The sequence below is a fragment of the Methylobacterium sp. Leaf113 genome, assembly GCF_001423325.1.
Lineage (GTDB): Bacteria > Pseudomonadota > Alphaproteobacteria > Rhizobiales > Beijerinckiaceae > Methylobacterium.
In genome coordinates this window covers 16198-29874 of the sequence record NZ_LMNJ01000007.1, presented here as the reverse complement: position 1 = coordinate 29874, position 13677 = coordinate 16198, and the positions used below count along the sequence as shown (strand labels likewise).

The 13677-nt window shown below is 67.9% G+C and carries 10 protein-coding genes; 9 read left to right on the top strand and 1 reads right to left on the bottom strand.

Annotated elements, in window-relative coordinates; genetic code table 11:
* Nucleotides 1–234 precede the first annotated feature (234 nt).
* The 7 genes from mdh (at nt 235) to ASF60_RS06720 (ending at nt 10000) form a co-directional block, all read left to right on the top strand.
* Nucleotides 235–1197: a malate dehydrogenase gene (mdh, locus tag ASF60_RS06750; protein ID WP_056182393.1), complete on the top strand. Its 963-nt coding sequence runs from the start codon at nt 235–237 to the stop codon at nt 1195–1197.
* A gap of 139 nt (nt 1198–1336) precedes the next feature.
* Nucleotides 1337–2533 carry an ADP-forming succinate--CoA ligase subunit beta gene (sucC, locus tag ASF60_RS06745; protein ID WP_056182390.1) on the top strand — a complete coding sequence of 399 codons (1197 nt, stop codon included), beginning with the start codon at nt 1337–1339 and terminating at the stop codon, nt 2531–2533.
* Nucleotides 2534–2541: 8 nt separating this feature from the next.
* Nucleotides 2542–3426, top strand: a complete 885-nt coding sequence (gene sucD / locus ASF60_RS06740; RefSeq protein ID WP_056182387.1) for a succinate--CoA ligase subunit alpha — start codon at nt 2542–2544, stop codon at nt 3424–3426.
* A gap of 190 nt (nt 3427–3616) precedes the next feature.
* Nucleotides 3617–6589, top strand: a complete 2973-nt coding sequence (locus ASF60_RS06735; protein WP_056182382.1) for a 2-oxoglutarate dehydrogenase E1 component — start codon at nt 3617–3619, stop codon at nt 6587–6589.
* 80 nt (nt 6590–6669) lie between these two features.
* A complete protein-coding gene (gene odhB / locus ASF60_RS06730; protein ID WP_056182380.1) occupies nt 6670–7962 on the top strand; it encodes a 2-oxoglutarate dehydrogenase complex dihydrolipoyllysine-residue succinyltransferase in 1293 nt (430 codons plus the stop codon).
* 114 nt (nt 7963–8076) lie between these two features.
* Nucleotides 8077–9477, top strand: a complete 1401-nt coding sequence (gene lpdA, locus ASF60_RS06725) for a dihydrolipoyl dehydrogenase (protein ID WP_056182376.1) — start codon at nt 8077–8079, stop codon at nt 9475–9477.
* A gap of 235 nt (nt 9478–9712) precedes the next feature.
* On the top strand, nt 9713–10000 hold the full coding sequence (locus tag ASF60_RS06720) for an MTH1187 family thiamine-binding protein (RefSeq protein WP_056182372.1): 288 nt from the start codon (nt 9713–9715) through the stop codon (nt 9998–10000).
* A gap of 25 nt (nt 10001–10025) precedes the next feature.
* Here the strand turns inward: ASF60_RS06720 and ASF60_RS06715 are convergent, their stop codons facing one another.
* On the bottom strand, nt 10026–10292 hold the full coding sequence (locus ASF60_RS06715) for a hypothetical protein (RefSeq protein WP_056182368.1): 267 nt from the start codon (nt 10290–10292) through the stop codon (nt 10026–10028).
* Nucleotides 10293–10618: 326 nt separating this feature from the next.
* Between ASF60_RS06715 and ASF60_RS06710 the strand changes: the two genes are divergently transcribed.
* Nucleotides 10619–12067 (top strand): sensor domain-containing diguanylate cyclase, encoded by a 1449-nt coding sequence (locus ASF60_RS06710; protein ID WP_162241298.1) that lies wholly within the window; start codon nt 10619–10621, stop codon nt 12065–12067.
* Nucleotides 12068–12264: 197 nt separating this feature from the next.
* Nucleotides 12265–13659 (top strand): PQQ-dependent sugar dehydrogenase, encoded by a 1395-nt coding sequence (locus ASF60_RS06705; protein ID WP_056182362.1) that lies wholly within the window; start codon nt 12265–12267, stop codon nt 13657–13659.
* The last annotated feature ends 18 nt before the right edge of the window (nt 13660–13677 follow it).

The window sequence follows — 13677 nt, the reverse complement described above, 5'->3', positions numbered from 1 at the left end:
GCCGCCGAACCAAGTCGATGCCTATTCTGCCAACTGACTGAGAGATCTGCGCTTTTTCGGCGGTGGCCGGTGCCCGCCTGAGAGCCGCCCTGGCCCGAACCCTGCTTTGCCGTTCGTGCCTCGGTTGAAGCCCTGGGCCTTTTCGGCCACACACCGCGGCAGCACTGCGCCGGTGGTCGAGACCCCTCCGCGCGCCGCGACCCGCGACTCAAGGACCGGAGGTTGGTTTCCCCCATGGCACGCAGCAAGATCGCGCTCATCGGCGCCGGACAGATCGGTGGAACCCTCGCGCACCTGGCGGGCCTGAAGGAACTCGGCGACGTCGTCCTGTTCGACATCGCCGACGGCGTGCCCCAGGGCAAAGGCCTTGACATCGCCGAGTCCGCGCCCGTCGACGGGTTCGATGCGACCTACACGGGTGCCAGCGATTATGCGGCGATTGCCGGCGCCGACGTGGTGATCGTCACCGCCGGCGTGCCGCGCAAGCCCGGCATGAGCCGCGACGACCTGATCGGCATCAACCTCAAGGTCATGGAAGCGGTCGGCACCGGCATCAAGCAGCACGCGCCCGACGCCTTCGTGATCTGCATCACGAATCCCCTCGACGCCATGGTCTGGGCCCTGCAGAAGTTCTCGGGTCTTCCCACGCACAAGGTGGTGGGCATGGCCGGCGTGCTCGATTCCGCCCGCTTCCGCCACTTCCTCGCCGACGAGTTCAAGGTCTCGGTGGAGGACGTCACCGCCTTCGTGCTCGGCGGCCACGGCGACGACATGGTCCCGCTGGTGCGCTACTCCACGGTGGCCGGCGTGCCGCTGCCCGACCTGGTCAAGCTCGGCTGGACCAGCCAGGAGAAGCTCGACGCCATGGTCGAGCGCACCCGCAAGGGCGGCGGCGAGATCGTCAACCTGCTCAAGACCGGCTCGGCCTTCTACGCCCCCGCGGCGTCGGCCATCGCCATGGCCGAGAGCTACCTGCGCGACAAGCGCCGTGTGCTCCCCTGCGCCGCCTATCTCAACGGCGAGTACGGCATCACCGACATGTATGTCGGCGTGCCGATCGTGATCGGGGCCAACGGTGTCGAGCGCGTGCTCGAGGTCGCCTTCAACGATGACGAGAAGGCGATGTTCGACAAGTCGGTCGGCGCCGTGAAGACCCTGATCGAGGCCTGCAAGAGCGTGAACCCCGCGCTGGCCTGATCGCCGGCCGTCGTTCCGGGGCGCCCGCCGGCGCGCCCGGAATCCAGGGCCGCCGTCGCGGCAGGCTGGATCGCAACCTGTGTTTCTGGATCCCGGGCTCCGCGTCGCGGCCCCGGGATGACGTTGAGGGTCTGAATCCATGAACATTCACGAGTACCAGGCCAAGGCGGTGCTGAAGGAATTCGGCCTGCCCGTCTCGCGCGGCGTGCCGATCTTCAAGCCCGAGGAGGCCGAGGCGGCCGCCAAGGAACTCGGCGGCCCGGTCTGGGTGGTGAAGTCCCAGATCCACGCGGGCGGCCGCGGCAAGGGGACCTTCAAGGGCGCTCCCGCCGGCGCGAAGGGCGGCGTGCGCGTCACCAAGTCCCTCGACGAGGTCAAGCAGTTCGCCGGCGAAATGCTGGGCCAGACCCTCGTCACGATCCAGACCGGCGAGGCCGGCAAGCAGGTCAACCGTCTCTACATCGAGGAGGGCGCCCAGATCGAGGCGGAGTTCTACCTCTCGATGCTGGTGGATCGCGATACCGGCAAGGTCGCGTACGTCGTCTCGACGGAAGGCGGCATGGACATCGAGACGGTCGCCCACGACACGCCCGAGAAGATCGTCACCTTCTCGGTCGACCCGGCCACCGGCGTGATGCCCCATCACGGCCGCCTCGTCGCCAAGACCCTCGGCCTCTCGGGCGCCCAGGCCAAGGAAGCGGGCGACCTCACCACCCGGCTCTACGAGGCGTTCACCGCCAAGGACATGAGCATGCTGGAGATCAACCCGCTGGTGCTCACCGGCGACGGCCATCTCAAGTGCCTCGATGCCAAGATCTCCTTCGACTCGAACGCCCTCTACCGCCACCCCGACATCGTGGCCCTGCGCGACGAGACCGAGGAGGACGCCAAGGAGATCGAGGCCTCCAAGTACGATCTGGCCTACATCGCGCTGGACGGCACCATCGGCTGCATGGTCAACGGCGCCGGCCTCGCTATGGCGACCCTCGACATCATCAAGCTCTACGGCGAGGAGCCGGCGAACTTCCTCGATGTCGGCGGCGGCGCGTCCGAGGAGAAGGTCACGGCGGCCTTCAAGATCATCACCGCCGATCCGCAGGTGAAGGGCATCCTGGTCAACATCTTCGGCGGGATCATGAAGTGCGACGTGATCGCCAACGGCGTGATCGCGGCGGTGAAGGCGGTCGGCCTGCAGGTGCCCCTGGTGGTGCGCCTGGAGGGCACCAACGTCGAGAAGGGCAAGGAGATCATCCGGAATTCCGGCCTGAACGTGATCCCCGCCGACGACCTGGACGATGCCGCGCAGAAGATCGTCGCCGCCGTGAAGAAGGGCTGAGAGTACCCATGTCCATCCTGATCGACGCGAACACCAAGGTCATCTGCCAGGGCTTCACCGGCAAGAACGGGACCTTCCACTCCGAGCAGGCCATCGCCTACGGCACCAAGATGGTCGGTGGCACCTCGCCCGGTAAGGGCGGCTCGAAGCACCTCAACCTGCCGGTCTTCGACACCGTGGCGGAGGCGCGCGAGGCCACGGGCGCCGACGCTTCCGTGGTCTACGTGCCGCCGCCGGGCGCGGCCGACGCGATCTGCGAGGCGATCCAGGCCGAGATCCCGCTCATCGTCTGCATCACCGAGGGCATTCCGGTGCTCGACATGGTGCGGGTCAAGCGCGCCCTGGAAGGTTCGAAGTCCCGCCTCGTCGGCCCGAACTGCCCCGGCATCGTCACCGCCGGCCAGTGCAAGATCGGCATCATGCCGGCCAACATCTTCAAGCCCGGCTCGGTGGGCATCGTCTCGCGCTCCGGCACGCTGACCTACGAGGCCGTGTTCCAGACCACCAATGCGGGACTCGGCCAGACCACGGCGGTGGGCATCGGCGGCGACCCGGTGAAGGGCACGGAATTCATCTCCATGCTCGAGCTGTTCCTGGCCGACGACAAGACCGAGTCGATCGTGATGATCGGCGAGATCGGCGGCTCGGCCGAGGAAGAGGCGGCGCAGTTCCTGGCCGACGAGGCCAAGCGCGGCCGCAAGAAGCCCATGGTCGGCTTCATCGCCGGCCGCACGGCGCCTCCGGGCCGCCGCATGGGCCATGCGGGCGCGATCATCTCGGGCGGCAAGGGCGGCGCCGAGGACAAGATCGCCGCCATGGAAGCGGCCGGCATCCGGGTCTCGCCCTCGCCGGCCCGCCTCGGCAGCACGCTGGTCGACGTCCTGCGCGGCTGACACTCCGGGATCGCAGGCCTGCATTGCTCCGGCGTTCAGGTCCGAGACCCCATCTAGGAACGAGCGACGCGGGACAGGGTCCCGCGTCTTTCCCCACACTTCCGATTCCCGACCGCGATCCCGGCGGAACGGATCGGGCAGGGCCTCGCCCCGACGGCAGGCTCCGCGAAGCGGCAGGATGACCCGAACGATGGCACGCCAGGACGCGCTCGAAACCTCGTTCCTCTACGGCGGCAACGCCGCCTACATCGAGGAACTGCAGGCGGCTTACGCCCGTGATCCGAACTCGGTCGATCCCGAGTGGCAGGCGTTCTTCCGCTCCCTGAACGAGGACAAGGGCCTGGCGGAGAAGAACGCCGCCGGCGCCTCTTGGGAGCGGCCGAACTGGCCCATCCACGCCAATGGCGAGATCGTCTCGGCGCTGGACGGCAACTGGGCCACCGTCGAGAAGGCCATCGGCGACAAGATCCGCGCCAAGAGCGACACCGCCTCGGCCCCCGCGAAGGGCGTCGTCGTCGCCTCCGCTCCCGGCATCTCGGTGGAGCAGGCCACCAAGGACTCGGTGCGCGCGATCATGCTGATCCGTGCCTACCGCATGCGCGGCCACCTGCACGCCAAGCTCGATCCCCTCGGCCTCGCGCCGCGCGGCGACCACGAGGAGCTTCACCCGCAGCATTACGGCTTCGAGGAGAAGGACTGGGACCGCCCGATCTTCCTCGACAACGTGCTCGGCCTCGAATTCTCGACCATCCGCGAGATCGTCGAGATCCTGGAGCGCACCTACTGCCAGACGCTCGGCGTCGAATTCATGCACATCTCCAACCCGGAGGAGAAGGCGTGGATCCAGGAGCGCATCGAGGGCAAGGGCAAGGAGATCACCTTCACCCCCGAGGGACGGCGCGCGATCCTGAACAAGCTGATCGAGGCGGAAGGCTTCGAGAAGTTCCTCGACCTCAAGTACACCGGCACCAAGCGCTTCGGCCTCGACGGCTCTGAGGCGATGATCCCGGCCTTGGAGCAGATCATCAAGCGCGGCGGCGCCCTCGGCGCCGAGGAGATCGTGGTGGGCATGGCCCATCGCGGCCGCCTCAACGTGCTCACCAACGTGATGGCCAAGCCGTTCCGGGCGGTGTTCAACGAGTTCAAGGGCGGCTCGGCCAATCCGGCCGAGGTCGAGGGCTCCGGCGACGTGAAGTACCATCTCGGTGCCTCGTCGGACCGCGCCTTCGACGGCAACAACGTCCACCTCTCGCTCACCGCCAACCCGTCGCACCTCGAGATCGTCGATCCGGTGGTGCTCGGCAAGGTGCGGGCGAAGCAGGACCAGCGGGCCAAGCCCACGGTGGAGCGCACCCGGGTGGTGCCGCTTCTGATCCACGGCGACGCCGCCTTCGCGGGGCAGGGCGTGGTGGCCGAGTGCCTCGGCCTGTCCGGGCTGAAGGGCCATCGCACCGGCGGCTCGATCCACTTCATCATCAACAATCAGATCGGCTTCACCACCGATCCGCGCTTCTCGCGCTCCTCGCCCTATCCGTCGGACGTCGCCAAGATGGTGGAGGCGCCGATCTTCCACTGCAACGGCGACGACCCGGAGGCCGTCACCTTCGCGGCCAAGATCGCGATCGAGTACCGCCAGAAGTTCGGCAAGCCCGTCGTCATCGACATGCTGTGCTACCGCCGCTTCGGTCACAACGAGGGCGACGAGCCGGCCTTCACCCAGCCGAAGATGTACCAACGCATCCGCAAGCACCCGACCGCGCTGGAGACCTACGGCAAGAAGCTCGTGGCCGAGGGCGTCCTGAGCCAGGAGCAGCTCGACACGCGCAAGGCCGAGTTCCGCGCCATCCTGGACGCCGAGCTTGAGGTCGCCACCAACTACAAGGCCAACAAGGCCGATTGGCTCGACGGACGCTGGGCCGGCTTCAAGGCCGTGCGCGAGGACGTGGACGATCCCCGTCGCGGCAAGACCGGCGTGCCGGCCGAGACCCTGCGGGAGATCGCCCAGCGCATCACCACGCCGCCGCCCGGCTTCCACCTGCACCGCACGATCCAGCGCTTCTTCGACAATCGCGCCAAGGCGGTCGAGTTGGGCAAGGGCATCGATTGGGCGACCGCCGAGGCCCTGGCCTTCGGCTCGCTGCTCATCGAGGGCCATCGCGTCCGCCTGTCGGGCCAGGATGTCGAGCGCGGCACCTTCTCGCAGCGCCACGCCGTGGTGATCGACCAGGAGAACGAGCAGCGCTACACCTCGCTGAACTCGATCCGTGAGGGCCAGGCGAGCCTGGAGGTCATCAACTCGATGCTCTCCGAGGAGGCGGTGCTCGGCTTCGAATACGGCTACTCCGCGGCCGAACCCAACGCCCTGGTGCTGTGGGAGGCGCAGTTCGGCGACTTCGCCAACGGCGCCCAGGTGGTGATCGACCAGTTCATCTCGTCGGGCGAGCGCAAGTGGCTGCGCATGTCGGGCCTGACCCTGCTGCTGCCGCACGGCTACGAGGGCCAGGGGCCGGAGCATTCCTCCGCCCGCCTGGAGCGCTTCCTGCAGATGTGCGCCGAGGACAACATGCAGGTCGCCAACTGCACCACGCCGTCGAACTACTTCCACATCCTGCGCCGACAGCTGCACCGCGAATTCCGCAAGCCGCTGATCCTGATGACGCCGAAGTCGCTGCTGCGGCACAAGAAGGCGGTCTCTCCGATCGAGGCGATGGCGGACGGATCGAGCTTCCACCGCGTGCTCTGGGACGATGCCGAGCGCGACGAGGACGGCATCAAGCTGGTCAAGGACGACAAGGTCCGGCGCGTCGTGCTGTGCTCGGGCAAGGTCTATTACGACCTCTACGACGAGCGTGAGAAGCGCGGCGTCAACGACGTCTACCTGATGCGGGTCGAGCAGCTCTATCCCTTCCCCCTCAAGGCGCTCGCGGGCGAGATGGGGCGCTTCCGCAACGCCGAGGTGGTGTGGTGCCAGGAGGAGCCCAAGAACATGGGCTCCTGGGCCTTCGTCGAACCCTACCTCGAATGGGTGCTGGGCCAGGCCCAGTCGCCGGTGAAGCGTGCGCGCTACGTCGGTCGCCCCGCCTCCGCCTCCACGGCGGTGGGCCTGCTCTCGAAGCACCAGGCCCAGCTCCAGGCCTTCCTCAACGAGGCGCTGGCGGTCTGACCGCCGGCGCATCCCGCACCGTTTCTCGATCCGAAGGCGCCGCGTCGAGGCGCCCCAACTCTCCGGACGGACACTGAACCATGGCAACCGATATCGTCGTCCCGACCCTGGGCGAATCCGTGAGCGAGGCCACCATCGGTCGCTGGTTCAAGAAGCCGGGCGACACCGTGGCGGCCGACGAGCCGCTGGTGGAACTCGAGACCGACAAGGTCACCCTCGAGGTCAACGCGCCGGCGGCGGGCGAACTCGGCGAGATCCTGGCCAAGGACGGCGAGACGGTGGAGCCCGGCGCGCTCCTCGGCTCGATCGTCGAGGCCACCGGCGGCGCCAAGGCGGCCCCCAAGAAGGCCGAGGCGCCGGCTCAGGAGAGCAAGAAGGCCGAGGCGCCGGCCCAGGAATCTTCCGCCGGCTACGGCAATCACGGCGACGCCGCGCCCCCGGCGGCCCGCGAATCCGGCGATCATGGCCCGGCGGTCGCCAAGATGGCGCGCGAATCCGGCATCGATCCGTCGACCCTTAATGGAACCGGCAAGGACGGCCGCGTGACCAAGGGCGACATGCTGGAGGCCACCGCCAAGGGGCCCTCCGCCGGGCCCTCCGCCCTCCCGGCGGCCGCTCCCGCCAAGGAGGCCAGGCCGGCCGCTCCGCGCGCACCCTCGAAGCCCGACGATGCGGCGCGCGAGGAGCGCGTGCGCATGACCAAGCTGCGCCAGACCATCGCCCGCCGTCTCAAGGACGCGCAGGACACCGCCGCGATGCTGACGACGTTCAACGACGTCGACATGTCGGCCGTGATGGCGATGCGGAGCCAGTACAAGGACATCTTCGAGAAGAAGCACGGCACCAAGCTCGGCTTCATGGGCTTCTTCACCAAGGCGGTGATCGGCGCCCTCAAGGACGTACCGGCGGTCAATGCCGAGATCGACGGGCAGGACCTCGTCTACAAGAACTACTATCACATCGGCATCGCCGTCGGCACCGATAAGGGCCTCGTGGTCCCGGTGGTGCGCAACGCCGACGACCTGTCGATCGCCGGCATCGAGAAGACCATTGCGGGCTTCGGCAAGAAGGCCCGCGACGGCAAGCTCTCGATCGACGAGATGCAGGGCGGCACCTTCACGATCACCAACGGGGGCATCTACGGGTCGCTGATGTCGACCCCGATCCTCAACGCGCCGCAATCGGGCATCCTCGGCATGCACCGCATCGAAGAACGCCCTGTCGTGCGGGGCGGAAAAATCGAGGCGCGGCCGATGATGTACCTCGCCCTGTCCTACGATCACCGCATCGTTGACGGGAAGGAGGCCGTGACCTTCCTCGTGCGCGTCAAGGAGGCGCTGGAGGATCCGGCACGCCTCGTGCTCGACCTCTAAGGCCCGGCAGCTGCCGTCCGCCGGCCGCGCCCCCGCGCGGCCGGACGCTTCCGCGCGCTTCGTCCATCGATGGTGGGGCATGACCCGCCGCCCAATCCAGCGAGTCAGAACTCCATGTCCTACGATCTCGTCGTCATCGGCACCGGCCCCGGCGGCTATGTCTGCGCCATCCGGGCGGCCCAGCTCGGTCTCAAGACCGCGGTGGTCGAGAAGCGGGCCACCCACGGCGGCACCTGCCTCAATGTCGGCTGCATCCCCTCGAAGGCGCTGCTGCACGCTTCGGAGGCCTTCGAAGAGGCCTCCAAGCACTTCGCCGACATGGGCGTCATGGTTAGCACGCCCGAACTCGACCTCGCCAAGATGATGACGTTCAAGCAGGACGGCGTCGACGGCAACACCAAGGGTGTCGAGTTCCTGCTCAAGAAGAACGGCATCGATGCCTACCGGGGCACCGCCCGTCTGGCCGGCGCCGGTCGCGTCGAGGTGCTGTCCGAGGACGGCGGCAATCAGCTTCTCGAGACGAAGAACGTCGTCATCGCCACGGGCTCGGACGTTACCAAGCTCCCCGGCGTCACCATCGACGAGACGGTCGTGGTCACCTCCACGGGGGCGCTCGCCCTGGACAAGGTGCCGGGCAAGATGCTGATCATCGGCGCCGGCGTCATTGGCCTCGAACTCGGCTCGGTCTGGCGCCGCCTCGGCTCGGAGGTCACCGTGGTCGAGTATCTCGACCGCATCCTGCCCGGCATGGACGGCGAGGTCGGAAAGCAGTTCCAGCGCATCCTCGGCAAGCAGGGCATCCAGTTCAAGCTGTCCTCGAAGGTGACGGGCGTCGCGGTCGCGGACGGGGCCGCCACCGTCACGGTGGAGCCCGCCGCCGGCGGCGAGGCCGAGACGCTGCAGGCCGACGTGGTGCTCGTCGCCATCGGCCGCGTGCCCTACACCGAGGGCCTCGGCCTCGAGACGGTGGGGGTCGGCCTCGACAACAAGGGTCGCATCCAGACCGACAGCCACTACGCCACCAACGTCACGGGCATCTACGCCATCGGCGACGTCATCGCCGGGCCGATGCTGGCGCACAAGGCCGAGGACGAGGGCGTGGCGGTGGCCGAGCTGCTGGCCGGCCAGTCGGGCCACGTGAATTACGGCGTGATCCCGAACGTGGTCTACACCTATCCGGAGGTCGCCTCGGTCGGGAAGACCGAGGAGGAGCTGAAGAAGGACGGCATCGCCTACAACAGCGGAAAATTCCCCTTCACCGCCAACGGTCGCGCCAAGGTCAACCACACCACGGACGGCTTCGTGAAGATCCTGGCCGACGCCACCACCGACCGGGTTCTCGGCGTGCACATCGTCGGCGCCGATGCGGGCAACCTCATCGCGGAGGTCGCGGTGGCGATGGAGTTCGGCGCCTCCGCCGAGGATGTGGCCCGCACCTGCCACGCCCATCCGACCCTGACCGAGGCGGTCAAGGAAGCGGCGTTGGCGGTGGGCAAGCGCGCGATCCACATCTGAGACCGGGTTGATCCCGACCGCTGCGATCCGGCCGTTCCGATATTGGGCGTCCGGTTCCGGGCCTGCTGCCCTGGTGGCGGCCGATCCGGGGGCTGGCACGCCATCACGTCGACGGCCCAGGCGCGGCTTACCCATTCGGGGCGGAATCGATGTGCGCAGGCGGCCCCGCGATGTGATTGACAGGCCGGGATGCGTGCGACCTCTGGCAGAGCCGTCGGGCGCAGGGAGAAACATCATGAAGGTCGTCGCGGATCTGTGCATCGTCCCGATGGGCGTCGGCCCCTCGGTTTCGCCCTACGTGAAGGAGATCAAGGCGGTCATCGACGCCAGTCCCCTTCAGGCGGAGATGCATGCCAACGGCACCAATATCGAGGGCGAACTCGGTGACATCTGTGCGCTGATCGAGGCCTGCGAGGCCCGGCTCAGCGAACTCGGCGTCCAGCGGGTCTTCTTCACGATGGCGTTCTCGTCGCGGCGCGACAAGGTGCAGTCCATGGCGGACAAGCTGACGGCGGTGCTCTGAGCGTCGCCCGCCATGGCCGGGACGCTTAGGGCTTCGCCCCAGCCGGTTTCGGCTGATCCAGCCTCTCGCCTGCCACGCATTCCCGCAGGAAGGTGTCGCGGCCCGCTCCCGTGAGCCCGTTCTTGTCGGCTTGCGTCGCGCAGACCGCCTCGCCGCGCGCCGCATTGGTCGAGGCCGCTGGCGGTTGGCTGGAGGCCGCCGGCGCTCGGTCGGATGCTGGCGAGGCTTGACCCGCAGCCGGCGTCGCCAACCCGAGGGCGAGGAGCAGCAGCAGGCTCTGTCGAGATGCCATGAAGGGTCCTTCCGTCCGGCTCGGTCTGCGTCGACTGGGCAACGCGGCCGAGCGGCCGCTTGATCCGTGGAGCAAACGGCCCGCGAAAGTTCGTAACCGCATGGCACCCCGGTGGGCGGAGGAAGAATTAACCGCCGTCGAGCGATGAAAGAGCCCTGTCGACGGATGTCATTCTTCCGTCAAAGGCGCTCCCTGCTGGATCAACGATGGATGTCAGGGTCCTGACGATGCCAAAGCGACCTATCCTGACGCGGCGATTTCGGTGGACCCACTCGGCCCGATGGCTGAGTACGATCAATTTGCTTTCGGTGATCGGGCTCTGTGCCGTGTCCGCTTTCATGCTCTGGCAGATGCGCCTCGATGCGGCGCGGCGCTCGGAGGTCACCTCGCGCAGCCTGGTCCAGGTTCTGGGGCGCGACATCGCCCGCAACATCGAACTCTACGATCTTTCGCTCCGCTCCGTCGTCGACGGCCTCAAGTTGCCCGAACTGGCACAGGCCGACCCCGAACTCCGGCAGATGATCCTGTTCGACCGGGCGGCCACCGCCGAGAATTTCGGCCACACCCTCGTGTTCGACCGGACCGGCAAGCTCATCATCAGCTCGCGCTCTCTCAATCCGGAGCCGCTGAACTACGCCGACCGCGAATATTTCCAGTACCACGCCACCCATCCGGGCAACGGCCTGCACATCAGCCAGCCCCTGGTCTCGCGTCTGACGGGACGGCGCGTGCTGATCATCAGCCGGCGCCTGTCGGACCCGGACGGCACCTTCGCGGGCGTGGTCCTCGGCTCGATCTACCTCGATTATTTCCGCCAGCTGTTCGCGGCCGTCGGCGCCGATCACGCCGGGACCGTGACCCTCTACGGACCGGGCGGCGCCATCATCATGCGCGAGCCGTACGACGAGACCGTGATCGGCCAGAGCGTTTCGGCGACGGACAGCTACCGGAAATTCTTCGATACGGACCGGGACAGCTTCAGCGGACCTGCGATGGTGGGGGAGGGCACCCGCGACTTCGTCTTCACGAAGGTCGGGGACCTGCCGCTCCATCTCAGCATCGCCGTGACTCCGGCGCAGGTCTACGCGGACTGGTGGCACCGTGCCCTGGGCCTCGGCGCCGTGGTCCTCAGCCTGTGCGCCACCACCGTGGTGCTCACGGGCCTCCTCCGTCGCGAATTGCGCCAGCGCAGGGCTGCGGAGCGGGCCGCCCACGAACTCAACATCCAACTGGAGAAGCTCGCCACCACCGATGCCCTGACGGGTCTGGCCAACCGGCGACGGTTCGACGACGTGCTCGGCCGCGAGTGGCGCCGCGCCATTCGTAACCAGGTGCCCCTCGCGCTGCTCGTGATGGATGCCGACAACTTCAAGGGCTTCAACGATCGCTACGGCCACCAGAGGGGCGACGAGGCCCTGAGGCTGATCGCCCGCTCGATCGAGGCCAGCATCGGCAGCCAGGCGGACACGGCCTGCCGGATCGGCGGTGAGGAGTTCGCCGTCCTTCTGCCCGAGACCGATGCGGCGGGCGCCGAAGTCGTCGCGAACCGCATCCGCGAGGCCGTTCTGGGCTGGAAGGTGCCCCATGCGGGGAGTCCGAACGGCGTGCTCACGGTCAGCATCGGCGTGGCGCAGATCCCGGAAACGCGTGCCGCCGACCCCGCGGGCTTCGTCGAGGCGGCCGACCAGGCGCTCTATGGCGCCAAGGCGAACGGGCGCAACCAGATTCAGGTCTACGGCCGGGAGGTGACGGCGCCCCGCGCAATGACGGGCTGACGACCCGGCTCACCCCCTGGGGTACCGTTGCGCCGAGGGCGAACGGAAGGGAGCCAAAACCGGTCTCGCACGCTTGACGTCTATGCGGTGCGATCCGGCGGGCCGCATGCGGCGAACGCCCTGTCGGCGAGCGCCCTCTCCCTCAAGCGAGGCTTCGCCGACGCGACACCTCGCCCACGCGAACCGAAGTGAATGTCATGCGGACCCGATCGAAAATCGGCCTCGCGGCCCTGGCCGTCGTCCTCCTCGGCGGCGCTGCCTTCGTGCGCTTCATCGTCTTCCCCGAACAGGCGACGCTCGAAGCCTCGGCGGGGCAGGGGGCGAGCCCGACCCTGCCCGCCCCCAACCCGACCCTGATGCCGACGGTGAACATCGCCCGCGTGGCACGCTGGGAGAACGGCGCCAAGCCGCAGGCCGCCGCCGGACTTCAGGTCGCGGCCTATGCGGAAGGGTTCGACCATCCGCGCTGGATGGCCCTGCTGCCCAACGGCGACGTGCTGGTGGCGGAAGCGAACAAGCCCCAGACCGACGATCCCTCGACCGGGATCGCCGATTGGGTGGCCGACAAGGTCAAGAGCCTGGCCGGGGCGGGGGTGAAGAGCCCCGACCGCATCGTCCTGCTGCGCGACGCAAACGGCGACGGCGTCGCCGAGGAGCGCCACGTCTTCCTGAAAGGCCTGCACTCGCCCTTCGGCATGGCGCTGGTCGGCAACGATCTCTACGTCGCCAATGCGGACGCCCTGGTGAAGGTGCCCTATCAGCCGGGCCAGACCGAGATCACCGCGACTCCCGAGACGGTCGTCGACCTGCCGTCCGGCATCAATCACCACTGGACCAAGAACGTCATCGCCAGCCCGGACGGCCAGCGGCTGTACGTCACCGTCGGCTCGAACAGCAATGTCGGTGAGAACGGCCTCGACAAGGAGACGGGCCGGGCGGCGATCTGGGAATACACGATCGCGACGAAACAGATGCGTGAATACGCGACCGGCCTGCGCAACCCCAACGGCCTCGGCTTCGAACCCACGACCGGCACCCTGTGGACGGTCGTGAACGAGCGGGACGAGATCGGCAGCGACCTCGTGCCGGACTATATCACCTCCGTGCGCGAGGGCGGGTTCTACGGCTGGCCCTACAGCTACTGGGGCAACCACGTGGATGAGCGTGTGCAGCCGCAGAAGCCCGACCTCGTCGCCAAGGCGATCGCGCCGGACTACGCGGTCGGCACCCACACGGCCTCCCTCGGCCTCGCCTTCTCGCAGGCGAGCAGCCTGCCGGAGGCATCGAAAAATGGTCTGCCGGAGGCTTCGAAGAGCAGCCTGCCGGAGGCTTGGAAAACCGGTCTGTTCGTGGCCCAGCACGGCTCGTGGAACCGCCGGCCGAAGAGCGGCTACAAGGTGATCTACGTGCCCTTCCGGGACGGCAAGCCCGCCGGGACGCCGGTCGACGTGCTCACCGGCTTCCTCAATGCCGACGAGAAGGCGCAGGGGCGTCCGGTGGGCGTCATCCTGGACAAGACCGGGGCACTGCTGGTCTCGGACGATGTCGGTAAGACCATCTGGCGGGTCAGCGGCGCCAGCCAGACCCAGTAGCGGCCTGGGCGATCGTCC